Here is a 24,633-nt window from a genome sequence, read left to right as displayed (position 1 = left end):
GGTCGGGCATGGCTCGGTGGCCGTGCACGGCTTGGTGACCGATCCCGGCTCTGACATCATGAGCAAGCGGAACCTCGTTCCGGAAAAGACGATACGGAACAACGTTCCGCTTGGCAGGTCGGCGGCGGAAGGAGTCACGCGGTGAGCGACAGCGACGAGCGCGCGAGCAAGGGAGAAACAGCCCCGTCCAAGAGGAAGGACGCGCGGCGCAACAAGGAAACCCTTCTCGACGCGGCTGCCGCTGTCTTCGTCACGTCGGGCGTGGAGGCGCCGGTCCGCGACATCGCGGCCCGGGCCGGCGTCGGACTGGGCACGATCTACCGCCACTTCCCGACGCGAGCGGACCTCATCATCGCCGTGTACCGGCACCAGGTCGAAGCCTGCGCCGAGGCCGGCCCCGCCCTGCTGGCGCCGGCCCCACTCCCCATGCCGCCCTCGGGCAGTGGATCAAACTCTTCGTCGACTTCCTGGTCACCAAGCACGGACTCGCCGCCGTGCTCCAGTCCGACAACGCCGGCTTCGACACACTGCACTCCTACTTCCTCGACCGCCTCGTGCCCGTGTGCGCGCAGTTGCTCGAAGCCGCGGCCGCCGCCGGCGAGATCCGCTCCGACCTGGAGGCCTACGAACTGATGCGCGGCGTCGGAAACCTCTGCATCGGCGCGGAGAGCGACTCCCGCTACGACGCACGCCGACTGGTCGATGTCCTCGTCGCAGGACTGCGCCGATCGAACTGACCAGAATCCGGCGCACGTCGGGTCGCCCTGTGGGGGGCGACGTCAAGGAGAGCGACGAGAGCGCGAAGGGTGACGAGGGCGGGAAGCCGCCCCCATCGGCACTTTCCGCTCGCCGTGCCCTTGCGGCCCTTGTCACCCGGTCGAGAAGTCGATCACCCGCTCGTGGAGCCCCGGTCGTCCGGGAGCGCCCTCGGGGTGCCCGGGTCGGCCTTGGCCGCGTCGGCGAGGGCCTCGGCAGCCGCTTCCGCGGCCTGCGCGGCATCGCTGGCGGCCTGGGCCGCCCCGTCGTCCGACAGCTTCTCGCGTGTGGCCGGTGACTGCGGCAGCACCTCGCTGAACGCACGTGAGACGTCCGCGAGCGCGGAGGTGATCTCGCTGGGGATCACCCAGAAGTTGTTGCCCGGACCCTGCGCGAGTTGGGGCAGCGCCTGGAGGTACTGGTAGGCGAGCAGCTTGGGGTCGGGATCGTTGCGGTGCACGGCCTGGAACACCTCGTCGATGGCCCGTGACTGCCCTTCGGCCTGGAGGATCGCGGCCGTACGGTTGCCCTCGGCGCGCAGGACGGCGGCCTGCTTGTCGCCTTCGGCGGTGAGGATCTGTGACTGGCGTTGCCCTTCGGCCCCGAGGATCGCGGCCCGCTTGTCCCGCTCGGCCCGCATCTGCTTCTGCATCGCGTCCTTGATGGACTGGGGCGGGTCGATGGCCTTGATCTCCACGCGGTTGACCCTGAGTCCCCATTTGCCCGTGGCCTCGTCGAGCACGCCACGGAGCTGGCTGTTGATGGTGTCGCGCGAGGTGAGGGTCTTTTCCAGATCCATGGATCCCACCACGTTGCGCAATGTGGTGACGGTGAGCTGTTCGACGGCCTGCAGGAAGCTGGCGATCTCGTAGAAGGCCGCTCGCGGATCGGTGACCTGGAAATACAGCACGGTGTCGATCTCGACGACGAGATTGTCCTCGGTGATCACCGGCTGTGGTTTGAAGGAGACGACCTGTTCCCGGAGGTCGATCACCGGATACACACGGTCGATGAAAGGAATCACGAGGCTGAGGCCGGGTTTCAGCGTCCGGTGGTAGCGGCCGAGCCGTTCGACGTTGCGGGCGCGCGCCTGGGGCACGATGCGCACGGCCCGCACCACGGTGAAGACCGCGATCAGCGCGACGATCAGGCCGGCGATGAGGAACGCCGAAGCTTCCATGGTTCACTCCCGGGGGTAGACGAGTGCGGTGGTGCCGGTGATCTCCATGACATCCACGGCCGTTCCAGGGGGAATCACCAACGTCTCGTCATAGGCGCGCGCCGTCCACTCCTCACCCTCGATACGGACCCTGCCACCGCGTCCGGTCACCTCCGAAACGACATAGGCGGATTTGCCGACCAGTGCGTCTATGCCGAATCGCTCCGTCTGCGGCTGCACGACGTGCCGCAAGGCGATGGGGCGTACGAAGATCACGCTGAGAGTGGCGACAACGGTGAACACCAGGAATTGGAGAGGCACCGGCAACCCGAGGGCGGCGGTCCCGGCCGTGATCAACGCGGCAGCGCCGAGCATGCCCAACGCCGCGGTGAACGTGAAGATCTCCGCCACGGCGAAGATCCCCGCGACGATCAACCAGATCAGCCATGGATCCACAGGTGCCCCCTCCCGAGGGACGCGAGCACGCGAAGAAGACACATCGTCCGTGGTCAACGGTACGGCGCATCCGTCACCCGGCGGAGGTACGCGCGAGGCACAGGAACTGGCCCCGCCGCCGCACCGCCACCCGCGCGACTGCTCCACGCTCTCTTATGAGGGTCCTCTACCCATCCCCGTACGGTTTCAGCGCCCGTGGAACCGGGAGGGGCGGAAGGCATCAGCCGGAAGGGGGCCGGGCGGGAGTACTCCTCCCACTCCCGCCCCCTCCCGGAGGGAACCCCACGGTTCTGTCCGGCGGTCCGCGCCCCCGGGTGCTGCGGCCGAGGGCCGGTGCCGTCGGCTCAGAGCGGGGAGGAGCCGGTGTCGCCCGGCCTGATGCGTCCGCGCCAGGCCCCGGACTCGCTTCCGCGCTCCTCGATGTACTCCTTGAAGCGCTGCATGTCTCCCTTGACGCGCCGGTCGATCGTGCCGAGCGCGTCCGCGGCCTTGTCCGCGACACCGCTGGGCTCGATCTCCATCACCAGCTCCACCCGGGTGTGCGTGTCGTCCAGGCGCTCGAAGCGGACCGAGCCCCTCTGCTTGGTGTCGCCACTGATGGTGCGCCACGTGATGCGTTCGTCGGCGAGCTGGTCGACGATCTCGGTGTCGAACTCACGCCGGGTTCCGCCGATCTTGGTCTTCCAGTGGTTGTGGCGGGCGTCCACCTGGCTGACCTCTTCGACGCCCTCCATGAAGTGCGGGAACTCCTCGAACTGCGTCCACTGGTTGTAAGCGGTGTGGACGGGAACGGCGACCTCGACCGTTTCCTTGACCGTGCTCATGCGTGCGCTCCGTTCTGTGGCGAAACAGGGCCCCTCCGGGCCCGTGGCCACGGGTACCCGAGGTGGCGCCGGATACGACCACGCGGTCAGGGATCACACTCCGCCGGGACGGGAACACGCCCGCACAAGGCGCCCGCAGGCCCTGGTGCGTAATACTCTCCTTATGAAGTCGAGCATTACGCCGAGGCGCGGGTCGATCACCGTACGGCGGGCCGTCGCGCGGGACGCCAAACGGCTCACGCGGCTCGTACGTGGCTCGCGCGCCTACGAAGGGCAGTACGCGGGCATGGTCGCGGGCTACCGGGTCGGGCCCGACTACATCGAGGCTCACCGCGTCTTCGTGGCCGTCACCGACGAAGAGGGCGAAAGCCGTGTGATCGGTTTCTACTCGTTGCTCCTCGCCTCGCGGGAACTCGACCTGCTGTTCGTCGCCGACGAGGCGCAGGGGCGCGGGGTCGGGCGGCTGCTCGTCGCGCACATGCAGTCCGAGGCGCGCGCCGCGGGGCTCGACCGTGTCCGGGTGGTCTCGCACCCTCCCGCCGAGGGCTTCTACCGCGGCGTGGGTGCCGTGCGCACCGGGACCGCCCCCGCCGCCCCACCCGCCGTGGGGTGGGCCCGCCCCGAGTTCGAGTTCCTCATCCCGCCGGCCTGACCGGCCCCACCCACGGCCACAGGTACGGGCTACGGCTGCGACAAGCCGTCCAGCGGCCGGAGGAACCGGCGCTCGTACCGCTTGATGCAGCGGGTGGTGCGAGCCAGCTCGAACGCGGCCTGGCACTCCGGGTCCCGCATGCTGTCCGCGCGGTACTGCTCGTAGGCGGCGAGGCTGGGGAAGGAGAAGAGGGCGTAGGCGATGTCGCTGTCACCCTCACTCGGCAGGAAGTAGCCGTGGTGCGTCCCGCCGAAACGGTTGACCAGCCCGACCCACCGGCGGCCGTACTCCTCGAAGTCCTCGAGCTTGTCGGCGTCGATCTCGTACTTCAGATGAACCGTGATCATGGCTCCATCATGCCGCGTCACCGATGAGGCCCGAGAGGCAGTTCTCAGGTGGTGGGCTCCGGCGCCGGGCATTCCACGGACGGTGGGCAGAACCAGGCGCGGGCCGTGTCGAGCAGTTCGCGTTCGTCCTCGGTTCCGTCGCCCTGTGCGCCGTAGACGATGAGGGCGTAGTTCTCGCCGTCGGCCGCCCCGAAGCGGTGGTCGATGACGTGGTAGGCGGAGCCGGTGGTGGGTTCGCCGCTCAGTTCGTCCGCCGTGTACTCGTGCTCGGCCGCCTCGTTCCCGGACGGGTCCGGCACGTACTCCACGTGAATCTCCTGGTAGCCGTCCAGCTTGCTCGCCGTGCTCTGGGCCTCCACCACCGAGGCGTGCGGGGAGTCCTCCATGAGCTGGAAGATCTGGATCCGGCGGATGCCGTCGGGCGCGCGGTACTCCACGATGTCGATGCCGTACTGCGACGGGTTGCTCTCGCGGGACCAGCCCTCGGGCAGGGCGATACGGAAGCCCTCCGGGTCGGCCGGGTCCTGGTAGCCCGAGGGCGGCGACGCCGATGCCGTCACGGTCGGCCCGGCCGTCGTCTCCCCACCCGGGACGCCGCCGTCGGTGACGCCCGGATCGACGGGTGCCTCCTGGGCCGGCGGACGGTAGGGCTTCGGCTCGTCCTTCCAGACCAGGGCCCACGTACCGAAGGCCACTCCGCTCACGGCGAGGACGATCGCCGTGCGCTGCAGGACGCTCCGCTGGCGCGGCAGGTCGAGGTACTGCTCGGCGTGGAAGAGGCGTTCACGTCGTGATCCGGCCCACTCCTGCCGCTCGGTGTCGAACACTCTCATCGCTGCCGTCCTCCGTGCCCCACTGGCGTGTCCGTCATCGGGTGTGGTCCGCGCATCAGCCGAGCAGTTGGGCGACACCCTGGACGACGGCGGTGGCCGAGGCCACCGCGCCGACGGCGGCCCCCTGGGAACCCAGCCAACCGCGCACTCCGACCAGCAGTCGGGTGAGCCGGCCGCTGTCGGCGGTTCCCGCGCCCACGATCTCGGCCTCGGCCTCGGCGAGTTCGCCGTCGAGCACCGCGTCCTCCTCACTGCGGTCCGCCACCGAGGGCAGCGCACCGCGCAAGTCGCGGATGGCGGCGAGGAGTTCGGCGTGCCGGGGGTCGGGTGCCGCACCGGTGGTGTTGTACGACGTCGCCGTACCGTGGCTGCCGGTGGCGATCGACCCCCCGGTCATCGAGCCGATGCTCACGCCGCCTCCGCTGCTCGGCGGCTGCTCCGGACCGCTGTCTGGGCTGCTCGACATCTGGGGAGTCCCCTCTCTCATGTCTCTCGTGGCCGGTGGTTCGGGTGTCAGGGCGTGTGGTTCGCGCGGGTCGCCGACGGGGACGCCGGCGTGCCGGCGTGGTGGGCGGCGTGGCCGTGGCTGCCCGTGGCCACCGCGCCGCCGGACATGTCCTTGATGAACACGCTGCCGCCACTGAGCTGGTAGACGTGCTGCTCGAACTCCTCGGTGCGGTAGCCGTGCGCCTTGAGGGCTTCGCGGACTCCGTTGACGATGCGTTCCTGGATCGTCTTCACGTAGCGGGTGCTGTCCATCCGCTGGAAGGCCGACAGCCCCTGCGTGCTCGCCACTTCGCGCAACGAGACTCTCGGCACGTCCGGGGGCTCCTCGCTGTCCTTCCAGCCGGTCATCAGCGCGCTGCGCAGGGTGGCGAGTCCGCCGATGCCGGTGTCGACCGCGACCACGGGTGCCTGTCGCAGCGCACGCAGCGCCGCTCGGACCCAGGTCTCGGGAAGCTTGTCCACGAAGGTGTCGACGGCGCGGAAGTCCCTGCGCACGGGTCTGAGGACGAAGGGCAGCACTTCGAGCATGAGCATGCGGCCCTGGGTGTGCACCCGGACGAGGACGGTGACGACGACCTGCTCGTGCCAGGCCCCGACGCGGACGCGCAGGAACACCCGTCGGCCCTCGCCGCCCTCGTCTACGGCTTCGCGCAGGTGGGCGGCGACCTGTGCGGGGTCGTAGACGGAGCGGCCGCGCCGTTGACCGGCTCCCTGAGGGGCGGCGGCCGGGTCGGGGACGCCGCCGATCTCGAGTTCCTCGTCGCGCGCCACGCCTCCCGGGAGGTAGACGAACCGCTCGACCTCCAGGTCCCGAAGCCGGTCCCGGCCGCTCAGGGCGGCGGACTCGCGCAGCCGTGTCAGCTGCGGTTCGATCATGGAGAGCGCGGAGTCGGCGGTGAGGGGGCCGCTGATCCGGAGGGGTGGAGCGCCGCCCTCGTCGATGCCGGCGGTCTGGTGGGGCAGGACGCCGCCGCCGTCGGTGCTGCCGGAGCCGGGGTCCGCGGAGTCGGTCTCGCCGGCCTGCCGGGGGCGCTTGCGGAGTTCCATCGCGAAGGACCAGGGCGTGCCCTGCTCCCCCAGGCCGACGAAGGGGCTGTCGTCGCCGTACAGCGTGAGCGCGGCCTCCTGCTCACGCCGGACATCGTCGCGGACCCTCTCGTACAGGTGCCCCGCGGGCAGCTCCGGCTGGGTGGCGGTGGGAAACGTCCAGCGGGACAGTCGACGGCACAGGCCCTTGCGCTGCCAGGTCTGGTACCACCAGGCGATCAGCGCCATCGCGAGCGGGAACAGCAGGGGATACGGCGTCTGGACCCCACCACCGAGTACGCCGAAGACGTACCGCCACCAGTAGAAGAGGGCGAAGGCCCCGGCCACCAGGGAGAACAGGGAACCGGCGCCGTCGGCGGCCTTGGCGACGGGGTCCGGTAATCCGGCCGACCGGGCGGCGCTGCCGCCTCCGCGGGCCGTGTGGGCGAACCACAGCGCCAGGCAGACCATCGCGTACAGCACGGACCAGGGCAGGGGCATCCCGTCGGTGAGCCGGTCGTCACCCTCGAAGAACGCGAGGACGACATCGCCGAAGTGGACGTCGGCGCCGTCGCCCCAGCGGTCGGAGAGGCTGTCCCAGAACATGATCACGTCGGACAGGAAGAAGCCCACCCAGGCCCCGAGCATCAGCAGTGCGGCCCGCGCCTCCTGCCGGGTCACCCGCAGGGCGTGCGAGAGGACGGGCAGGACGTCGATGCCGTTGGGCGCGGCGACCGGCCGCTCGCGGTGGTCGAGCAGTTCCTCGATGACGCGACGTCGGAATCCCGCGTCCTGATAGACGCCGGCGCACAGCAGGCGCGTGGCCTCCGTACGGCTGTAACGGTGTTCCGGAAGGCTCACGCCAGACACGTCGCTCCCCCTGATGGTTCGTCAACTCCCTTGTGGTGCCGCACTGTCGGACGGACGCACCACGCCGGTTGACACCGGCGACTCCGGCACGCTGCCGACCCCCCACGGACGACATCTGACGGGGTGACGAGCATGGCGGGCCGCCACTCCCGTGTCGAGGGATGCGGCGGCAAAAGTACTGCCGCCGTGGTGCCGCTGGGACAGCTTGTGCTCACAGTTGCCGCGATGGAGTGAAAGACGGTGAGGTCACTGGACGCGGCGCTCCGGCATCGGTAGGTCAGCCGTCGGCGGTTTCCTCCTGCCAGTCCGAATCGGCGACCCGTGTCGGAGCGGCATCACCCGCTGCGACGGTCCGGCGCACGGCCGTGAGCGCCGGGCCGGGACGACGCGCCGCCTTGGGTGCCCGGCCGGGCCGGCGCTCGCCCCGGGTCTCCGCGACCAGCGTCCCGACGCCGGCGAGCAGCCCCTTCTCCTCGACGATCCCGCGCAGACGGTGCGCGGCGCTGCCCCGCGCCAGCGCTTCTTCCACCAGGCCCCGTACGGTGTCCCAGTCGCCGGCCGCCTCCAGGGCCGGGCGCAGCCGCCGGAGCATGTCGCGAAGGACGGCGGGTGCGGGCTCGGCGAGCCGGGTCACGGGGTGGACGAGATCGCCCTCCAGGCCCGCGCGGGCCGCCCGCCAGCCCGCGGCCCGAAGCCACTCGTGCCGTCCGTCGCAGTGGGCGCCCCGCCGGGCCGGCTCCTCCAGCCGGGCACGCGCGTCCTCCACCAGGGCCCGGAACAGCCCGGCGATGAGCACGACCGTCTCGGCACGCGGGCAGGCGTCGCAGATGCGCAGTTCCAGCGTCCGCTGGTGATCGGAGGGCCGTACGTCGTAATAGACCATCCCCGGATCGCTGATCACCCCGGAGCGCACCAGGTCCGTGACGGTGGCGTCGTACTCGCCGGCTCCGGCGAAGCAGCCGGCCGGTCCGGAGGTGGGCCACCGCTGCCACAGCATCGCGCGCCAGCTGGCGTATCCGGTGTCCGCGCCGAGCCAGAACGGCGAGCTGGCGGACAGCGCCAGCAGCGGGGGCAGCCACGGCGAGATTGCGCACATGATCCGTACGGCTGTGTCCCGATCGCTCACGTCGACATGGACCTGGGCGCTGCACACGAGGTGCTCGTCGGCGACCTGCCGGTATTCGTCCGCCATGCGCCGGTAGCGGGGGTCGGGGGTGGCATCGCCCGAGGTCAATCGCGCGAGAGGCGCGGTCCCGGCCGCCACGACGGCGAGTCCGAGACCGGAGGCCGCCGCGTCGAGCCGCAGCCGCGCCTTGACCACGTCGGCGTGCAGGGAGTCCAACGAGGCGTGCACCCCGCTGTTCCACTCCACGGCGGACCGCTGCAGCTCGGCGGTGAAATCGGACCTGAGGCGCAGGCGGCCGAGGACCGCGTCGGCGCGTGGTACCAGCAGCCCGCTCTCGGTGTCCAGCACATGGAATTCTTCTTCTACCCCGATCCGAACGGCCACGGCACTCCCTCATCCGCACCGGACGATCGCCCGCCCGGTCGGAGACCCGCGGCGATCACAGCCCACCACGAGTTCCCGGCATATGCGTAAATAAGCCTCATTTCTGCACCCATGTGTCGCCGGTGTCACAAATGAGCGGCACCCGGGTGTGGGCGCCGGCCACCGCGCGGTTCCGGGAGGGGGCCCGACGCCGACGCAGGAGTAGCGTGAGAGCAGAGGCACGCCATGCCGACCGTTGACCGGCGTCAGGCGGTGGACGCACCGGAGGTTGTTCCTTCGGAGACGGGACTCCGTCGACCCCGGTGGCACGACAGATGCCGACTGAAGGGGCCTGGGGCCTTGCGAAGGAACACACGATGAATGCCGACGACGCGTACGACGCCAGCCACATCACCCAGTGGCTGCTGGAGACGGACTCGCTCGAAGACTTCCTCCAGACGCTGGCCGACGCCGCCCTGGAGCTGTCCCTCGCGGAAGGCGCCGGAGTGACGCTGGAGCGCGACGGCCGGCCCGTCACCGTGGTCAGCGTAGGGCCCGCGGCGCCCAAACTGGATGAGAAGCAGTACGGGCAGGACGACGGCCCCTGTCTCCAGGCGCTCCGGACCGACGAGGAGGTCTCCGTCCCCGACATGCTCGACGAGAGCCGCTGGGGCGACTACCCCGCCTACGCCGTGTCCTGCGGGATCCGCTCCTCCTTCTCCCTGCCGATCGCCGCCCACACCCACACCGCCGGCGCCCTCAACCTCTACGCCGGTCCGCCCAACGCGTTCCGGAGGGCCGACCTCGCCGCCCTGCGGTCCCTGGCCGCCCAGGCCACCGGCGGCATCGCCCTGGCCCAACGCATCAGCGACACCCAGGAGTTCGCCGAACAACTCAGGACCGCCATGCAGTCCCGCAGCGTCATCGACCAAGCCCTCGGCGTGGTCATGGGCCAACGCCGCTGCACCGCCCAGGATGCCTTCGACACCCTCCGCTCGGCCTCCCAGCACCGCAACATCAGACTCCGCGACCTCTGCACCGAACTGATCACCAACCTGACGGGCCACCCCCCGACCAACCCTGAGCTGCGGCCCCGGCCCTGACGGCACAGGGCTTGCCCGCGACGTCACGGCGACACGGCGACAACCGCTGCGCGATTCCCGGCACCCCTCCACGCCCGCGCGTGGACCGCCAGACGCCCGCCTGACGACCGCCCGGAAACGGAAGGATCGGCCCCAGGTATCCCTACGGCGTCGACGTCGGCGTCGGCACGTCCAGCGCACGGCTGAGGGCGGAGGTGACAGCGGTGGCGTGCTCGGGCAGGTGCCGGGCGGCCCACGCGGCGGCCACCTGGAGGAAGTCGCCCAGATCGCGCTCCGCGTCCGCGAGCAACCGGCGCAGGTCGGTGACGGGCAGCTCGATCACCGGACTGTCGTCACGCTCGGCGTCGACGGTCAACCGGACGGTGTCGCCGTGCCGTTCGGCAAGCGGAGAGGGGTCGTGGCCGAAGGAGGCGAAGCCGTCGCCGTCGACGACCTCCCGCCAGTCGCGCCTCTCGTCCAGCCCGTTGCAGCAGCCGGGCAGCAGTGTGGTGCCGGTTGCCGTGTCGGTGATGCGCAGGCCCCCGGACGCGAACAGGTCGTCCATGGTGAGCAGTCCGTGCAGGAAGCCCCCGAGCGGATCGGCGGGCCGAGGCGGACGGCCGTCGTCGCCGGGGTCCATGTCGTTGCAGTCGACGATGCGCATCACCGCCGTGCCGACCTCCGGCGCGTCGAGCCCGCCGCTGAGCGGCAGAAAGCCGTACGGCACGGAGCGGGCGACAGGCCACAGGCCGAAGCCCCCGCAGGCGTAGATCTCCAGAACGGGCTCCACGACGATCACCCGGGAAGTCTGCGGCACACGCCCTCGCCGCGCACGGCGATCACCGCGCACGACCCCTCTCCGTGGCCGCGGAGGTCCTCGGGAACCGACACGTGGCCGCGAGATTCCTCGGGAACCGACACCCGTGGACGCCGCGCCCCCGACACCCGCACGCCGCGGGCGCCGGCGCCTGAGTACCCGTACCTAGGCCGATCGTGTCGCTCGGCTCAGTCGCGGCCGATCTTCGTCGCCCACGATGACATGGCCCCACCCCGCGTCGAAAGAGGTGCTCATGGACCATGGCCTACAGCTGCGCGCTGCCACTGCGGAGGATCGCGAGTGGATCCACGAACTGCGCCACCGTGTGTACGCACAGGAGTTGGGCCAGCATGCGCCGAATCGGGTCGGGCGGCTTCGCGACGGGCTGGACGGTGACAGCGTCTGTCTGGTCGCGGCGCGAGGCGCGGCCCGCGTCGGCTTCATCAGCGTGACTCCGCCGTGGTCGGGGCGGTACGGGCTGGACAAGTACCTGACCCGCGACGAGTTGCCGCTGCTGGCCGAGGACGATGTGTTCGAAGTGCGCATCCTCACCGTCGAGCCGCGCCGACGGGGCGGCGCGGCGGCGCCGCTGCTGATGTACGCGGCGCTGCGCTGGATCGCCGCGCGGGGTGGCCGCCGGGTGGTGGCGATGGGGCGCACCGAGTTGCTCGGCATGTATCTGGCCGCGGGCCTGCGCCCGGTCGGTCGCACCGTGCGCAGCGGTGCGCTGACGTTCGAGGTGCTGACCGGCGAGGTGAGCGAACTGACGAGGGTCACGATGGACCGCTACCGCGCCCTGGTGGAACGTCTGCGGTCCGCGGTGGACTGGCGGCTCGACGTGCCGTTCGCGCCCGGGCCCGACGGCTGCGAGCACGGTGGCGCCTCGTTCACCGCCATCGGCACGGACTTCCGTAGCCTGCACCGCCGCCATGAGGTGGTCGCGGCCGACGTACTGGACGCCTGGTTCCCGCCGGCCCCCGGGGTGCGTGCGGCGCTCGCGGAGGATCCGGCGTGGGCGGCCCGGACGTCGCCGCCGACCGGCGCCGAGGGCCTGGTGGCGGAGATCGCCGCGGTCCGGGGGTTGCCGGCGGAGACGCTCGCGGTCGGCGCCGGCTCGTCCGACCTGATCTTCAGGGCGTTCGGCCGGTGGCTGACCCCGGAGAGCAGGGTGCTCCTGATGGACCCGGGCTACGGCGAGTACGCCCACGTCACGGAGAGGGTGATCGGATGCCGGGTGGACCGCTTCCGGTTGCGCCGCGAGGACGGCTGGCGGATCGATCCGGCCCGGTTGTCCGCCGCGGTCGGGTCCGGCCGCTACGACCTCGTCGTGGTCGTCAACCCGAACAACCCGACCGGCCGCCACGCGTCGGCCGCGGAACTACGCTCCCTGATCGCCGCCGCGCCGGCCCGGACCCGCTGGTGGATCGACGAGGCGTACCTGGGCTACGTCGACCCGGCCGAGTCGCTCGCCGACCTCGCCGCGACGGACCCGCGGGTGGTGGTGTGCACCTCGCTGTCGAAGATGTACGCGCTGTCCGGCATGCGGGCCGCGTACCTGGTGGCCGAGCCCGACACCGCGGCCCGGCTACGCCGTTGGACGCCGCCCTGGCCGGTCAGCCTCCCCACGCAACTGGCCGCCGTGGCAGCTCTGCGCGACCCGGCGTACTACAGCGGCTGTTGGCTTCGCACGCACACGCTGCGCCGTCAACTGGCTGCTGATCTGCGCGGGTTGGACGAGACGTTGGTGGTCGAGGAGTCGGTGGCCAACTTCCTCGGCGTGACGCTGCCGGCCGGCGGACCGAGCGCCGCTCGATTCGTCGGTGAGTGCCGCCGCCACGACGTGTACCTGCGCGACCTGTCACCGCTGTCCTCTCTCTACCAGGGCCGCACCGTGCGCATCGCCGTCAGGGACACCGTCGAGAACGCACGCGTCGTGGCCGCGGTCCGGGCCGCGCTGGACCTGCTGCTGCCGTCGCGCCAGGTCTCGCCCGTCCCGGTGTCCGAGGGCGTCACGGCCGCCGGCCCGGCCCGGTGATCACGGTGGCTTCGCTGGCGCCCTACCTCGGTGGGGCGCTGGCGTTCAGCGGCGTCGCGGTGGCTGCCTCCCGGCGCCGCGAGCTGCGGATCCGGTGGTGTGCCTGGGCGGTCGGGGTGCCGCTGGTCACCGGTGCGTTCTGGCTGGGCAACCCGGGGACGGCGGCCGTCGCCGTCGCCGTCGCGGTGATCGCCGTACAGGAGTACGGCGGGCTGATGCGGCTGGGCCGGGCGGACCGGGTGGTGCTGGCCGCGGCGGTGGCAGGGATCGTACTGGCCGCATGGCTGGCGCCAGGACAGGTGCTCCGGGTGGCCGCGATCGGTGCGCTCGCGGTGGCCGCGGTGCCGCTGCTGGCCGGGGACGCCGACCGTGGCCTGCACCGGCTCGGGGCGGGTCTGCTGGGACTCGCCTGGCTCAGTGCGCTGGCCGCGCTGGTGCCGCTCGGGGCGGGCGCGCTCGCGCTGTTCGTCGCGGTCTCGGTCGCCGACATCGTGGCGTACTTCGCCGGCAGGCGACTCGGAGGGCCTCGGCTGTCGCCGCTGTCTCCGGCCAAGCGGTGGAGCGGGACCCTGGCGGGGGCGGCGGCCGGGCTCGGCGCGCTCGCCGTGCTGTCCGCGTTCGACTGGCCCATGGCGGTGGCGGTCGCGGTCGGCGGCCCGGCCGGAGACCTCCTCGAATCGATGATCAAGAGAGGTGCTCGCGCAAAGGACACCGGCCGCTGGCTACCCGGCTCAGGCGGCCTGCTCGACCGGATCGACTCCCTGCTCGTCGCACTGGCCGTGCTGCTCGTCCTGCGCTGAGTCCTGGACGGACCGCACGGGCGTACGCCGCGGCGAGCCTGACCGGTCGAACTGCGTATCGGGCGCGGCGTCGCGGCCGCGCCGGCAAGCCGTGCTGAACGTCTCGTCCCAGGGCGGCCCCGGATCGCCGCGTGCTGCCGAACCTGAAGGCGAGCCGGTACCTGAAGGCGAGCCGGTCGGTGCCGTGGAGCGCGGCACGCGGAGCGCGCACGACACCGAGGACCACCTCACCGAGCCTGTCCGGCTTCCCGTGGTGCGCGAACGCCCCTAGCCAGTGCGGCGGGACCCGGAACCCGTGTTCCTGGCAGGTATCGGCCCACTCCCCTCAACGCGCCTACGTGCATGGGGAGTCGGGCCCGGAGGCGATCGCCGGGGCCGACGGTCAGGTGCTCGTCGCGGGCCGGGATCAGACCTTGCCGGCGGCGAACGTCGCGGCCGTGTCGGCGTCGTCGCGGTAGCTGAGGTGGGCGAGCGTGTCCGTGCCGCCGCTCTCGCAGACGGGGTCACCGTCGGCGCAGATGTCGGGGGTGCGGCTCTGGTAGGTGCCGGTGACGCTCTTGCCGATGGCCCGGATCGGGTTGCCGAACAGCAGCACCGCGGCGACCTTCGGTTCGAGCGCGGTGGGAATGGTGGCCACGATGGGGTTGCCGACCGGCGCTCCGGCGCTGCTGATGCCGATGGAGTTGTCGACGACGTTCGCGCCCTGCGAATAGCCGACGAGGATGAAGCGCTGGTCGGGACAGGTGGCCGCCTGGCTCCGCACATGGTTCACCAGGTCACTGTTGCCTCGCGCGGCCGAGGTGAGGGAGAGGTTCGCGGGGATCCAAACGACAGGCGGCCCTAGCCGATCGGAACGGCCTGTCCCGTCACGCGTGTGCGCGTGCTCCGGGGGTCCACGTCGATCAGCAGGTCACTGGGGCGACCCATGTCCTCTCCCTGCCGGATGCTGATCCTGGTCGGGGCGGTGACGAGACCCAGGGTGCGCAGGTATCCGCCGAACGCCGCGGCGGCCGCTCCGGTGGCGGGGTCCTCGACGACGCCACCGACCGGGAACGGGTCGCGGGCGTGGAAGCGTTCCGGCGACTCGCGCCACACCAGTTGGAGGGTCGTCCAGTCGTGACGGCGCATCACCTCGGCGAGGCCCTCGAAGTCGTAGTCCAGGGACGCCAGGCGCGCCCGGGTGGCCGCGGCCAGGACCAGGTGGTCGTTGCCGCCGAACGCGACGTGCGGTGGCAGCGTCGGATCCAGGTCGTCGGCCGCCCAGCCCAAAGCCTGCAGAGCCGCGTCCCGTTCGGTGCGCTCGGCGGGGCGGGAGCGGGTGGCGACGCTGGTGAGCGTGGCCGACACGGTACCGTCCTGCGCCACGGTGGCCACCGGGATCTCGCCGGCCGCGGTGTCGAGGACGATCTCGCCGGGGCCCGTCCGCTCGGCGAGGGCGACGGCCAGGGCGACGGTCGCGTGCCCGCAGAAGGCGACCTCGGCGAGCGGGCTGAAGTAGCGGACGCCGAACCGTCGGTCCGTTCCGTCGCGGCTGGTGACGAAGGCCGTCTCGGAATAGCCGACCTGGGCGGCGACCGCGAGCATCGTCGCGTCGTCGAGCCCGCGGGCATCGAGCACGACTCCGGCGGGATTGCCGCCCGCCGGATCATGGGTGAAGGCCGTATACCGCAGGATCTCCACGGGCGGCCGGGGTGCGTTGACGGGGCTCGTCCCGTCGGCGTCGGTGCTCATGCGCTCCACGCTGCCATCCCCTGCCGATCGAGTCCAACGATGGATTTCGATCCCGTCCATCGCCTTACCGCATGACTCCACCTAACCTGGGGCGTGTGGACACCCGCCTGCTGCACACCTTCACGACACTCGCCCGGACGGGCAGCTTCACGGCCGCCGCCGCCGAGTTGCACCTGGCCCAGTCCACGGTGACCGTGCACATCCGCGCGCTGGAGCGGGAACTCGACGCCCGGCTGTTCGACAGGCTGCCCACGGGCGCACTGCTCACCGATACCGGTCGACGGCTGCTGGAGAGGGCCGAGGACGTACTCGACGCGGTGGCCCGGCTGCGGGCGGACGGTGACGGTGCCGGGGGCGTGGGGGGACGGGTCGTGGTAGGCACCCCCGAGTCACTGTGCACCACCCGGTTGCCGGGGGTGGTCGCGGCCCTGCGCACGAGCACCCCGAGGTGGACATCCAGCTGTACGCGGGCGGCACCGCGCAGTGCGTCGAGGGACTGCGGGCCGGGCGCCTGGACGTGGCCCTGCTGCTGGAGGAGGAAACCGACTTCCCCGATGTGACGACCGAGGCCGTCGCCCGCGAGCCACTCGCCTTCGTCTGCGCTCCCGGCCATCCGCTCGCCGCACGGACCGACGCGGCGACCTGGGCGGAACTCGCCACCGAGAGCGTCTTCCTGCTGGAGCAGGGCTGTTCCTACAGCGATGAGTTGGAGCGGCGCCTGCTCTCCGTACCCGGCGCCCGGCCGCGCCTGACCCGGTTCGGCAGCGTGGACGCCGCGCGTTCCTGCGTGACCGCCGGACTGGGAGTGACCCTGCTGCCCATGACGACCGTGCGGGACCACCTCGGCGACGGACGGCTGGTACGGCTCGTCGGGCCGCCGTTCGCCGATGTCCCGGTGCGGCTGGCCCGGCATCGCAGACGGTGGACGTCACCGGCCGTCCAGGCGTTCGTCCAGGAACTGGTACGGCAGTTTCCCCACTGACGAGCCCGTCCCGACCGGTGCGCGGACCGGGCCACCGGGCTCCGTCGGTCACGTGGGGTTCTACTTGCCCCCGGTGGCCTTGTCCGTGAGGGCGGCGTAAGCCAGTTGGAGCGCGTCCGCACCCGCCAGCGCGGTGAGCGCACCCATGGCCGTCCGTGTGGCGCGCGGCCAGAGCAACTGGCTGCCGGTCAGGGTCGCGGCCACCCAGACGCTCATGCAGAACGGGCAGGTCACCAGTTCGCCGACGGTGTCCTTGCCGTCGTCGGCGCGTGCCTCCTCGTGCAGTTCGGCCGGGCCCTGCGGGCCGACGTACCGCGTGAAGGGAGCCCGCAGCGGACTGGTCACCGATGCCTTGCTGATCAGTCGGCTCAGCCGGAAGGTGGCCACCGCGGTCAGGACCACGTCCCAGGGCTCCGGCCGGTCGGGCAGCGGACGCCCACGCAGCCGCACCAATGTCGCCCAGGCCGCCGTGTACGTCCCGAATCCCGCCATGGCCGCGAGGTAGCCGCCCAGCGGCCGTTCGTGGCCTGCCGAGTAGTCACGTTTCGTGCCCAGGGCGAGGCTCTTCAGGCGTTCCGCGAGGCGGCTGTCAGCTCCTGTGCCCATGATGAGTGCCCGTTCCCGTTCGTGTGCCGTGCGTTGGCCGGTCGTTCCCGCCACCGATGTTCGTGCGCCCCCCGCCGTTCCGGTTCGGGTCGTCGGGCGGGGGACGCCGGAAGTTGTGGATGTGGTGGTCGGCATCCATGTCCCCACCCGGGCGTCCGGCAAACGGAGCCGACCGGCGGCGCGTCCCGGCTCTCAGCCGCCCGGCCGGATGACCGCGCGTACGCAGCCGTCGGACTTGTGCTTGAACATGTCGTACGCCCGTGGTGCCTCGTCCAGCGTGACGGTGTGGGTCGCCAGATGCGATGTGCTCAGTTCCCCGGCCGCCATACGGTCGAGCAGCATCGGGATGTAGCGCTGGCCGTGCATCTGGGCACCGCGTACGGTCAGGCCCTTGTTGATCACCGCGCCCAGGGGGAACTTGTCCACCGCGCCGGCGAAGACACCCAGGATGAACACCGTCCCGGCCTTGCGGCACGCGTGGATGGCCTGCCGAACGGCGGTGGGACGGTCCGTCTGGAGCCGCAACTGCTGCTTGGCCTGGTCGTACAGGTGCACCGGGCTGTCGCTGTGCGCCTCCATGCCGACCGCTTCGATGCACACGTCCGGGCCCCGGCCGCCGGTCCGTTCGCGCAGTTCCGCCCCGACGTCGGTGGCCGTGTAGTCGATGACCTCGCTGCCGACGTGCCGCTCGGTCATCTCCAGCCGCTCGGGAATCCGGTCGATGGAGATCACCCGCTCCGCGCCCAGCAGAAGGGCGGCGCGCGCCGCCATCTGCCCTACGGCCCCGCAGCCCCACACGGCGACCACGTCACCGGGTTTCACGCCCGCCAGGTCCGCGCCCATCCATCCCGTGGGGACCGAGTCGGACACGAACAGCGCACTGGTGTCGTCGATGCCCTCCGGGACGGGGAAGGCGCCGTAGTCCGCGAAGGGAACGCGCACGTACTCGGCGTGGCTGCCGCGCAGCCCGCCCATGGCGTGCGAGTAGCCGAAGATGCCGCCGGTGTCGGCGCCGAACAGGGCCTGTCCGATGCCGGGGTTGGTGTTGGTGTTGTCGCACAGCGACCACAGGTCGTTGGCGCAGTACCAGCAGCGGCCGCAGCCGACGAACGAGCAGACGACGACCCGGTCGCCCACCTTGTGGCGGCGCACCGCGGCACCGACCTCGACGACCTCCCCGAGGAACTCGTGACCGATGACGTCCCCGGACCGCATGAAGGGGATGTAGCCGCCGATGAGATGCAGATCCGAGCCGCAGGTGGTCCCCGCGATCAGCCGCACGATCACGTCCTGGTCGTTGCGCAGAACCGGATCGGGCACGTCCTCCACGGCGAGCTTGTTGACGCCTTCCCAGCACAGAGCCTTCACAGCACACCCTCCCCGCCCGCGCGCCTGGTCAGCAGCCCGACGAGTTTCCCGCCGGGGGTGTCGTGCGTGGTGGGTGGCGCGTCGGGCAGCAGCACCTCACCGGCCTCCAGCAGCGACTTCGCCTCGCGCAGGGCGCGGCGCAGATCCTGGCGCGGGTCCTGACCGGCGAGCCGCGCGGGCACGGAGTCCGAGGTGCCCGACCGTGTCTGCCTGAGGCGTACGGCCAGCTCCGTGCCCCGGTCACCGGGTGCGGGGCGGATCCGCGTCTCGATCCGGTCGCCGTACTCCTGGAGCGGCGCCGGCAGCCTGTCGGGCTGGATGTCACCCGGTCCGCGATTGATCGTCACCGTCAGCCAGCGGTCGGCGGCGGCCGGATCCGCCGGACGCACCGTCGAGCGCCGTACCACGACGGCTCCGGCGGCGAGCGCGGCAGCGGCTGCCCACAGTGATTTTCTGGAGGTCATCGGCGTCACGTCCCATCCCGGCTGTGTCGTCCTCCGGCGGCGCATGGATGAGCGCCGGTGCTCGGCGAGTACCCCCGCAGCGCGTTGCATGCCGGCGGTGGTACCCGCCGGTCGGGTGGCTGTCTCGCGTCGGTGCGGCGCGGGCGCCGTGCTCCGGTGCCGGCGCCGTCAGGCTGGGCCGAGGCTCCCGTCCGCCCCTTCCGGCGAGTGATCTCCGCGCCCGGGGGGACACGCCTACCCACCATCGACCGCCCTGGAGGCGAGAGTGACCTTCAATCCCTTGGAACAGCGCGGTATCCCGCTGGACCGCCAGCTCAGGAACTGGCGCGAACTGAACGTCACCCCCATCGATCCCGACCACTGCGACCCGTACACCCGCTGCCGCATCATCACGATGAACGGCATCGAGGTCGAGGCGATCATGTTCAGCCATCAGCTGGCCCGGAACACCGTCGATCCCGAGGTGAAACGCCAGCTGGCTCGGACGCGGTACATCGAGGCGCAGCAGCAGAAGGTGGTCAACTGGCTGTTGCCCGGCGTGTCGTCGGTGCTGGAGACGACGATCGCCTACGAGCAGGTGGCCGTGGACCTCACCGCCTGGGTCGCCCGCATGGAGCCGGACCCGTACCTGAAGCAGGCGTACCAGTTCGGTGTCCTGGAGGACTTCGACCACCTGTACCGGTACGCGAACCTGTACGAGATGATCGAGCACCGCAAGGCGGAGTCGATCGTCGAGGGCCTGACCGAGGTGATGCCGGGCCGGCCGACGAAGTTCCACCACCGCCACCCGACCGACAACGTCCGCGACCCGTACGTCAAGGACGAGACCAACCCGCTGTCGAAGCTGCACGCGCTGACGATCATGTCCGCGGAGCAGCAGACCATGAACTTCTACATGAACACCGGCCCCACCTACATGGAGCCGATCGCCCGCCAGCTCTACCAGGAGATCGGCCTCATCGAGGAGGAGCACGTCACGCACTACGAGTCGCTGGTCGACCCCGGCGAGACGTGGTGGGAGCAGCTCGTCAACCACGAGTACAACGAGTGCTACCTCTACTACTCCTTCATGGAGCAGGAGAGCGACCCGAAGGTGAAGGCGATCTGGGAGCTGCACCTGAACCAGGAGCTGGAGCACCTGCACATCGCCTGTGACCTGATGCGCCGTCACGACGGGCGCGACCCGGAGTCGGTGCTGGCACCGCAGCTGCCCGATGTGCTGACCTTCGAGCCGAACAAGGCGTATCTGCGGGAGCTGCTCGACACGCAGATCGACCTCACCACGCTCGGTGCCGGGTACGTCCGCGAGGCCCACGAGCGCTTCGAGAAGATGCAGGAGCAGATCCACGGCGGTGAGGCGCCGCCGAGCGAGCGGGTCATGACCCAGCACGACGAGATGTTCGGGCGCGAGTACCGCGTCGAGACCGAGGGCGAACACCCCGACCCCGCCCTGCGCGAGAAGTGAGGAGAGCGGCCATGTCCGAGCTTCACACCCCACAGGCCGGCGACGACGCCGCCCCGGACAACGACGTGGTGTCCCTGCTGATGCGGCAGCACGGAGACATCCGCAATCTCTTCGACGAGGTCGAGGCCTCGACGGGAGAAGCCCGGCAGGAGGCCTTCCACCGCCTGGTACGCCTCCTCGCCGTCCACGAGACGGCCGAGGAGGAGGTCGTACACCCGTTCGTCCGCCGCAGTGTCGCAGGCGGCGACGAGGTGGTCGAGGCCCGTCTCGCGGAGGAGCGGGCGGCGAAGGAGACACTGAGCGACCTGGACGACATGGACACGGGGGACCCCAAGTTCATGCCGCGACTGCTGGCGCTGCGCACCGCGGTCCAGGAACACGCGCGCGCGGAGGAACGCTACGAGTTCGTCCACATCCGGCGCAGTGCCGACGCGGCGGCACTCGCGTCCCTGGCCAAAGGCGTCAAGGCGGCCGAAGCCATGGCACCCACCCGGCCCCATCCGGGCGTGGAGTCCGCGACGGCCAACGTGGCGCTCGGGCCGGTCGCCGCTCTGATGGACCGCACCCGAGACGCCGTCCGTACGGCCATGGGCCGCGACTGACGTCGTCCGTTCCGGCCGACGGTGACATGTTCGCCGCTGCCGCAACACCCGACGCGGGGCCCCACCGCACCGAGCGGCAGGGCCCTTCCGGGGAACGCGGCTTTCCGGGTGGTGAGGCCCGAGCCGGGTCGCCGCCGCGCCTCGCGGTGCGGCTGACCCGCCGTACCCCGTGGTGTCCCGATTCGAGCGGGTCCGGTCGGCGGCGGTGGGATCGTCGCGGTGCCCGGCTCCCGATGGATGGCGCGCCCGTCGGGAGCCACTGGCAGTGCCCGGCAGGGACCGCTCCCGGGGCCGATTCCCCGCACCCGAGTGGGCCCCGGCTCCTCGTGGCCGCGTGCCCGGTCTCTGGTCCCCACGGTGGTCCCTCAAGGCCGGTCATGGCTGCCTCCGGCGGCGTCAGGGGCTGGGCGGGTTCCCCGCGGCCGACGCGGGAACCAGCGGACGCGCGTCAGAGGACCGGCGAGTCCGCACTCGGCCTGCGCACCACCGTGAGCAGATCCCCCTGCCCGGCCACCGCCTCCAGGGACAGCGTGCGGTACCCGGCCCGGTCGAACAGCACCGTGATGCGGTCCAGGTCCTCACTGAGCACGGTGCCCTCTCCCCACTGCTCGTGCCGCACTTCGGTGCCGACGGGGAAGGCTGCGGCCGACGGGTGAGCGGTGCGCGCCTCCTTCCCGTCCTCGGCTCCCTCCTCGTCGCACCCGTCGCAGTTGCCGCAGGGCGCCGGGTAGGCCTCACCGAAGTAGCCGAGCAGGAAATACCGCCTGCACCCTGTGGTTTCGGCGTACGCCCGTGCCATCTCGACCCGCGACCGGTCGGTCCGGCGATGCTCCTCCGCGGCCTTCTGCGCCTGCTCGGTGGCCCGGCGGCGAGACACGCCCGGTGCGGGACGTACCTCGCCCTCCTCCCCCGTCGCGACGGCGTCGGCCTCCTCCAGCAGGTTCACCGCCGCGGTGACCCGGTTCCTCGACAGGCCCGTCTCCCGGCGCAGTCCCTCCAGGTCGGCCGGGTCCCCGCGGTGACCGTGGACGGCCTCGACCACGTCGGCGAGGGCGCCGCGGCCCGGACTGCGGCCCGCGAAGAAGGTCTGCATGCCGGTGTCGTCCGGCCGGTAGTGCAGGACGGCCAGGGCAGGACGTCGGTCTCTGCCGCAGCGACCGATCTCCTGGTAGTAGGCGTCCAGGGAGCCCGGCAGCGACGCGTGCAGGACGAACCGCACGTCCTCCTTGTCGATGCCCATGCCGAAGGCCGAGGTCGCCACCACGACGTCCGCCGTGCCGGAGAGGAAGGCGTCATGGATGCGGGCGCGTTCGGAGGCCCGCATCCCGGCGTGGTAACTCTCGGCGGCCAGTCCCAGAGAGGCCAGTTCCGTGGCGTAGTACTCGCTGTCCTTGCGGGTCGCGGCGTACACGATGCCCGGCTTCGGCTCGGCCGCGGCCCGCTCGACCACGGCCCGGCGCCGGTCGGCCTCGTCCAGGAAACGGCTGACCTCGAGCCTGATGTTCGGCCGGTCGAAGCCGGTCACCATCACCCGGGGCCGGCGCATGCCCAGCCGTTCGGCGATCTCCTTGCGCACCGGTGGGGCGGCGGTCGCGGTCAGGGCCAGCACCGGTGGGCCGCCCACACGCCGTACGGCCTGTGCCAGCCGGAGGTAGTCGGGGCGGAAGTCGTGCCCCCACGAGGACACGCACTGGGCCTCGTCCACCACGAACAGAGCGGGACGCGCCTCGGCCAGCTGTTCCAGCACCTCGTTCTTGGCCAGCTGCTCCGGTGACAGGTACACAAAGCGGGCCTCGCCCCGGCGCACCGCCTCCCAGGCGGCCGCCGTGTCCGCGGCACCGAGGTCGGAATTGACCGCGACGGCGCCGGGCACGCGGTCGCCGTCCGGCAGACCGGCGATCTGGTCACGCTGAAGGGCAAGCAGCGGCGACACCACGACGACCGGCCCGGACAGCATCAGGGCGGGGACCTGGTAGACGGCGGACTTGCCGGACCCGGTCGGCATCACGACGAGGGTGTCCCCACCTTCCAGCACCCATTCCATGGCCGTGAGCTGCTCGGGCAGAAGTGTCTCCCAGCCGAACACGTCCGCGGCGATCCGGGTCAGGCGCTTCGCCCGCTCGTCCGCCGTCCCCGGCCCTGCGCGTCGTGCCATGTTCCGCTCCGCTCCCTCGTTGCCCGGGGCGGGCGCGTGCACGGGGTGCGCAGCGCCTGCCGCACCCCGGAGTACCCGCGGGCCTACGGACGATGCGGTGACCGTGCCCACTCGGCGCCGCGCGGTCCCACGACGGGACCGGCGACGGCAAGGACTCACCCGGCAGGGGCGGCGATCCGCCGGTCAGGCCCGCGGGCACCGGCCGGACGTCTGCCGCTGCCGGCGGCCCCGGCCCTCACGACCCGTGCTCGTGGCGGTCTTCCCCGGCGCGACTCGCCATGACGCCGTCCGTGAGCCGTGCGGCGAGGGCGTCGGGCGTCGACGTGCCGACGGGCTCGGCGCTCGATCCGGCGGACGGTGAGGAACGGGATTGGCGTCAGAGTCCCGTAAGAAGCGCCGGTGCCGTGTTCCGCTACGGCGAGGGCGGGACCGGGAAGAGCATGCAACTGCTGGTGGCGTGGGCGAACAGACGACCCGTATCGTCGACCAACTGCGCCTGCGCGAGAGCGGTTTGGCGGCCCTTGCTGACAACTGTGCCGACGGCACGCACCGTTCCCGTGTCCACGGTGATCCGCCGCAGGAACTTCACCGTGAGGTCGAGCGAGGTGTACGCCATGCCCTGCGGAAGGGTCGACTGGACGGCACAACCGGCCGCCGAGTCGAGCAGGGTGGCGAAGATGCCGCCGTGCACGCTGCCGATGGGGTTGTAGTGCTCCTCGCCCGGTGTCAGGGAGAAGACCGCCCTGCCGGGCTCGACCTCGTCCAGGGTGAAGTCGACGGTGTGACCGACGGGTGGACCCGGCAGCCGCCCCGCGCGCAGCTCGCGCAGGAAGTCGATGCCTGACATGCGTCCGGCTGCTTCCGCCAGGATCGCGGGGTCGTCCCACTGATACGTACGCGTTCGTCCCACGAGTCGAGGCCTTCCGTCTGACTTTTGCAAGTGAAGCTAGCCCTCGGCTCACCTGACTGTCAATGACGAAGCCAGACCTCTACCATGGCGGAATGGAGTGGCTTGAGGCGAGCACGGAGAACTGCCCCGTCCAGCGCACGCTCGACGTGGTCGGAGAGAAATGGACGTTGCTGATCCTGCGTGACGCCGTCAACGGGGTCCGCCGCTTCGACGATTTCCACCGCCACATCGGCCTGTCGGAGGCCGTCCTCAGCGACCGTCTCCGGAAGCTGATCGCGGCTGGCGTCCTGCGGACCGTCCCGTACCGGGAACCCGGTAACCGCTCCCGCAACGAGTACCGCCTGACCCGCAAGGGCTGGGACCTGTGGCCCGTCCTCATGGCGCTGAGCCAGTGGGGCGAGGCCTACGCCCTCGGCACCGAGGGCCCCATGCTGGACGTCCGCCACACCGACTGCGACGCTCCGGTCCGCGTCGTCGTCGAGTGCTCCGCGGAGCATGCGGCCCTCACCCCCGGGGATGTCACCGCCCGACTGGGACCCGGCGCCCGCCCCCGCTCCTGACCAGGACCTCGCACGGCCCCCGCTCCTGGCGGGGACTTCGCACGGCCTCCGGTCCTGACGGGGATCTCGCACGGCCTCCGGCCCTGGCGGGGACTTCGCACGGCCTCCGGTCCTGACGGGGACCTCGCACGGCCTCC

The 24,633-nt window shown here is 71.4% G+C and carries 22 protein-coding genes and 3 pseudogenes; 9 read left to right on the top strand and 16 right to left on the bottom strand.

From position 1 onward, the window contains the following. Positions 1–141: 141 nt before the first annotated feature. Positions 142–737: pseudogene (locus BM536_RS02650) on the top strand (TetR/AcrR family transcriptional regulator). 152 nt (positions 738–889) lie between these two features. Here the strand turns inward: BM536_RS02650 and BM536_RS02645 are convergent. The 3 genes from BM536_RS02645 to BM536_RS02635 form a co-directional block, all read right to left on the bottom strand. Further along, positions 890–1,936, bottom strand: a complete 1,047-nt coding sequence (locus BM536_RS02645; RefSeq protein ID WP_073492409.1) for an SPFH domain-containing protein — start codon at positions 1,934–1,936, stop codon at positions 890–892. 3 nt (positions 1,937–1,939) lie between these two features. Further along, on the bottom strand, positions 1,940–2,371 hold the full coding sequence (locus tag BM536_RS02640) for an NfeD family protein (RefSeq protein WP_073492407.1): 432 nt from the start codon (positions 2,369–2,371) through the stop codon (positions 1,940–1,942). A gap of 344 nt (positions 2,372–2,715) precedes the next feature. After that, the gene (locus tag BM536_RS02635) at positions 2,716–3,195 is read right to left on the bottom strand and encodes an SRPBCC family protein (protein WP_073492406.1); all 480 of its coding nucleotides are present in this window, start codon (positions 3,193–3,195) and stop codon (positions 2,716–2,718) included. Between the two features lie 163 nt (positions 3,196–3,358). On the opposite strand from BM536_RS02635, the gene BM536_RS02630 reads away from it, so the two are divergent. Next, positions 3,359–3,847 carry a GNAT family N-acetyltransferase gene (locus tag BM536_RS02630; protein WP_073492404.1) on the top strand — a complete coding sequence of 163 codons (489 nt, stop codon included), beginning with the start codon at positions 3,359–3,361 and terminating at the stop codon, positions 3,845–3,847. 29 nt (positions 3,848–3,876) lie between these two features. Here the strand turns inward: BM536_RS02630 and BM536_RS02625 are convergent, their stop codons facing one another. From BM536_RS02625 to BM536_RS02605, 5 genes are all read right to left on the bottom strand, one after another. Then, a complete protein-coding gene (locus BM536_RS02625) occupies positions 3,877–4,194 on the bottom strand; it encodes an NIPSNAP family protein (RefSeq protein ID WP_073492402.1) in 318 nt (105 codons plus the stop codon). 44 nt (positions 4,195–4,238) lie between these two features. Further along, positions 4,239–5,027 (bottom strand): hypothetical protein, encoded by a 789-nt coding sequence (locus tag BM536_RS02620; RefSeq protein WP_094102450.1) that lies wholly within the window; start codon positions 5,025–5,027, stop codon positions 4,239–4,241. A gap of 55 nt (positions 5,028–5,082) precedes the next feature. After that, a complete protein-coding gene (locus tag BM536_RS02615; RefSeq protein WP_073492398.1) occupies positions 5,083–5,439 on the bottom strand; it encodes a hypothetical protein in 357 nt (118 codons plus the stop codon). A gap of 101 nt (positions 5,440–5,540) precedes the next feature. Then, entirely contained in the window at positions 5,541–7,421 is a 1,881-nt protein-coding gene (locus tag BM536_RS02610; RefSeq protein WP_073492396.1) for a hypothetical protein, read from the bottom strand. Positions 7,422–7,707: 286 nt separating this feature from the next. After that, complete coding sequence (locus tag BM536_RS02605; RefSeq protein WP_094102449.1) at positions 7,708–8,940, bottom strand: carboxylate-amine ligase; 1,233 nt, start codon at positions 8,938–8,940, stop codon at positions 7,708–7,710. 356 nt (positions 8,941–9,296) lie between these two features. On the opposite strand from BM536_RS02605, the gene BM536_RS02600 reads away from it, so the two are divergent. Beyond that, positions 9,297–10,022, top strand: coding sequence for a GAF and ANTAR domain-containing protein (locus BM536_RS02600; RefSeq protein WP_073492394.1), 726 nt, complete (start codon positions 9,297–9,299; stop codon positions 10,020–10,022). Positions 10,023–10,164: 142 nt separating this feature from the next. Here BM536_RS02600 and BM536_RS02595 read toward each other — a convergent pair whose 3' ends face one another. After that, entirely contained in the window at positions 10,165–10,818 is a 654-nt protein-coding gene (locus tag BM536_RS02595; RefSeq protein ID WP_245873237.1) for a hypothetical protein, read from the bottom strand. 253 nt (positions 10,819–11,071) lie between these two features. Here BM536_RS02595 and BM536_RS02590 point away from each other — a divergent pair, with 253 nt between their 5' ends. After that, positions 11,072–12,853 (top strand): pyridoxal phosphate-dependent aminotransferase, encoded by a 1,782-nt coding sequence (locus BM536_RS02590; RefSeq protein WP_094102448.1) that lies wholly within the window; start codon positions 11,072–11,074, stop codon positions 12,851–12,853. After that, positions 12,850–13,653 carry a phosphatidate cytidylyltransferase gene (locus BM536_RS02585; protein ID WP_211362809.1) on the top strand — a complete coding sequence of 268 codons (804 nt, stop codon included), beginning with the start codon at positions 12,850–12,852 and terminating at the stop codon, positions 13,651–13,653. Before BM536_RS02590 ends, BM536_RS02585 begins: the two co-directional genes overlap by 4 nt. 406 nt (positions 13,654–14,059) lie before the next feature. Here the strand turns inward: BM536_RS02585 and BM536_RS02580 are convergent. After that, a pseudogene (locus BM536_RS02580) lies at positions 14,060–14,473 on the bottom strand (cutinase family protein); the annotation flags it as partial. Between the two features lie 20 nt (positions 14,474–14,493). Continuing rightward, positions 14,494–15,384 carry a PhzF family phenazine biosynthesis isomerase gene (locus BM536_RS02575; protein WP_073492390.1) on the bottom strand — a complete coding sequence of 297 codons (891 nt, stop codon included), beginning with the start codon at positions 15,382–15,384 and terminating at the stop codon, positions 14,494–14,496. 95 nt (positions 15,385–15,479) lie between these two features. On the opposite strand from BM536_RS02575, the pseudogene BM536_RS02570 reads away from it, so the two are divergent. After that, positions 15,480–16,366, top strand: a pseudogene (locus tag BM536_RS02570) (LysR family transcriptional regulator). A 60-nt stretch (positions 16,367–16,426) separates the two neighbouring features. On the opposite strand, the gene BM536_RS02565 reads toward BM536_RS02570, so the two are convergent. The 3 genes from BM536_RS02565 to BM536_RS02555 form a co-directional block, all read right to left on the bottom strand. Next, the gene (locus BM536_RS02565; RefSeq protein ID WP_073492435.1) at positions 16,427–16,972 is read right to left on the bottom strand and encodes a DUF1360 domain-containing protein; all 546 of its coding nucleotides are present in this window, start codon (positions 16,970–16,972) and stop codon (positions 16,427–16,429) included. A 192-nt stretch (positions 16,973–17,164) separates the two neighbouring features. Then, positions 17,165–18,340 carry a zinc-dependent alcohol dehydrogenase gene (locus tag BM536_RS02560; protein ID WP_073492388.1) on the bottom strand — a complete coding sequence of 392 codons (1,176 nt, stop codon included), beginning with the start codon at positions 18,338–18,340 and terminating at the stop codon, positions 17,165–17,167. Further along, a complete protein-coding gene (locus tag BM536_RS02555; RefSeq protein WP_073492387.1) occupies positions 18,337–18,804 on the bottom strand; it encodes a hypothetical protein in 468 nt (155 codons plus the stop codon). The genes BM536_RS02560 and BM536_RS02555 overlap by 4 nt, the downstream gene beginning before the upstream one ends. 265 nt (positions 18,805–19,069) lie before the next feature. On the opposite strand from BM536_RS02555, the gene BM536_RS02550 reads away from it, so the two are divergent. Then, complete coding sequence (locus BM536_RS02550; protein ID WP_073492385.1) at positions 19,070–20,269, top strand: hypothetical protein; 1,200 nt, start codon at positions 19,070–19,072, stop codon at positions 20,267–20,269. A gap of 11 nt (positions 20,270–20,280) precedes the next feature. Beyond that, complete coding sequence (locus tag BM536_RS02545; protein ID WP_073492383.1) at positions 20,281–20,871, top strand: hemerythrin domain-containing protein; 591 nt, start codon at positions 20,281–20,283, stop codon at positions 20,869–20,871. A 448-nt stretch (positions 20,872–21,319) separates the two neighbouring features. On the opposite strand, the gene BM536_RS02540 is transcribed toward BM536_RS02545, so the two are convergent. Together BM536_RS02540 and BM536_RS02535 are read right to left on the bottom strand one after the other, a co-directional pair. After that, positions 21,320–23,026 (bottom strand): RecQ family ATP-dependent DNA helicase, encoded by a 1,707-nt coding sequence (locus BM536_RS02540; RefSeq protein WP_094102447.1) that lies wholly within the window; start codon positions 23,024–23,026, stop codon positions 21,320–21,322. Positions 23,027–23,438: 412 nt separating this feature from the next. Beyond that, a complete protein-coding gene (locus tag BM536_RS02535; RefSeq protein WP_073492379.1) occupies positions 23,439–23,936 on the bottom strand; it encodes a PaaI family thioesterase in 498 nt (165 codons plus the stop codon). Between the two features lie 92 nt (positions 23,937–24,028). Between BM536_RS02535 and BM536_RS02530 the strand changes: the two genes are divergently transcribed. Further along, the gene (locus tag BM536_RS02530; protein ID WP_073492377.1) at positions 24,029–24,496 is read left to right on the top strand and encodes a winged helix-turn-helix transcriptional regulator; all 468 of its coding nucleotides are present in this window, start codon (positions 24,029–24,031) and stop codon (positions 24,494–24,496) included. Positions 24,497–24,633 lie beyond the last annotated feature (137 nt).

Source organism: Streptomyces phaeoluteigriseus (assembly GCF_001896135.2).
GTDB classification, from domain to species: domain Bacteria; phylum Actinomycetota; class Actinomycetes; order Streptomycetales; family Streptomycetaceae; genus Streptomyces; species Streptomyces phaeoluteigriseus.
The sequence above is the reverse complement of the archived record's forward strand: the minus strand, read 5'-3'. Positions and strand labels throughout refer to the sequence as shown.

Bases quoted from the DNA above. Each gene is read 5' to 3' on its own strand.
- BM536_RS02645 (WP_073492409.1), bottom strand. From the start codon at position 1,936: ATGGAAGCTTCGGCGTTCCTCATCGCCGGCCTGATCGTCGCGCTGATC.
- BM536_RS02635 (WP_073492406.1), bottom strand. From the start codon at position 3,195: ATGAGCACGGTCAAGGAAACGGTCGAGGTCGCCGTTCCCGTCCACACC.
- BM536_RS02630 (WP_073492404.1), top strand. From the start codon at position 3,359: ATGAAGTCGAGCATTACGCCGAGGCGCGGGTCGATCACCGTACGGCGG.
- BM536_RS02625 (WP_073492402.1), bottom strand. From the start codon at position 4,194: ATGATCACGGTTCATCTGAAGTACGAGATCGACGCCGACAAGCTCGAG.
- BM536_RS02620 (WP_094102450.1), bottom strand. From the start codon at position 5,027: ATGAGAGTGTTCGACACCGAGCGGCAGGAGTGGGCCGGATCACGACGT.
- BM536_RS02600 (WP_073492394.1), top strand. From the start codon at position 9,297: ATGAATGCCGACGACGCGTACGACGCCAGCCACATCACCCAGTGGCTG.
- BM536_RS02590 (WP_094102448.1), top strand. From the start codon at position 11,072: ATGGACCATGGCCTACAGCTGCGCGCTGCCACTGCGGAGGATCGCGAG.
- BM536_RS02575 (WP_073492390.1), bottom strand. From the start codon at position 15,384: ATGAGCACCGACGCCGACGGGACGAGCCCCGTCAACGCACCCCGGCCG.
- BM536_RS02565 (WP_073492435.1), bottom strand. From the start codon at position 16,972: ATGGGCACAGGAGCTGACAGCCGCCTCGCGGAACGCCTGAAGAGCCTC.
- BM536_RS02555 (WP_073492387.1), bottom strand. From the start codon at position 18,804: ATGACCTCCAGAAAATCACTGTGGGCAGCCGCTGCCGCGCTCGCCGCC.
- BM536_RS02545 (WP_073492383.1), top strand. From the start codon at position 20,281: ATGTCCGAGCTTCACACCCCACAGGCCGGCGACGACGCCGCCCCGGAC.
- BM536_RS02540 (WP_094102447.1), bottom strand. From the start codon at position 23,026: ATGGCACGACGCGCAGGGCCGGGGACGGCGGACGAGCGGGCGAAGCGC.
- BM536_RS02530 (WP_073492377.1), top strand. From the start codon at position 24,029: ATGGAGTGGCTTGAGGCGAGCACGGAGAACTGCCCCGTCCAGCGCACG.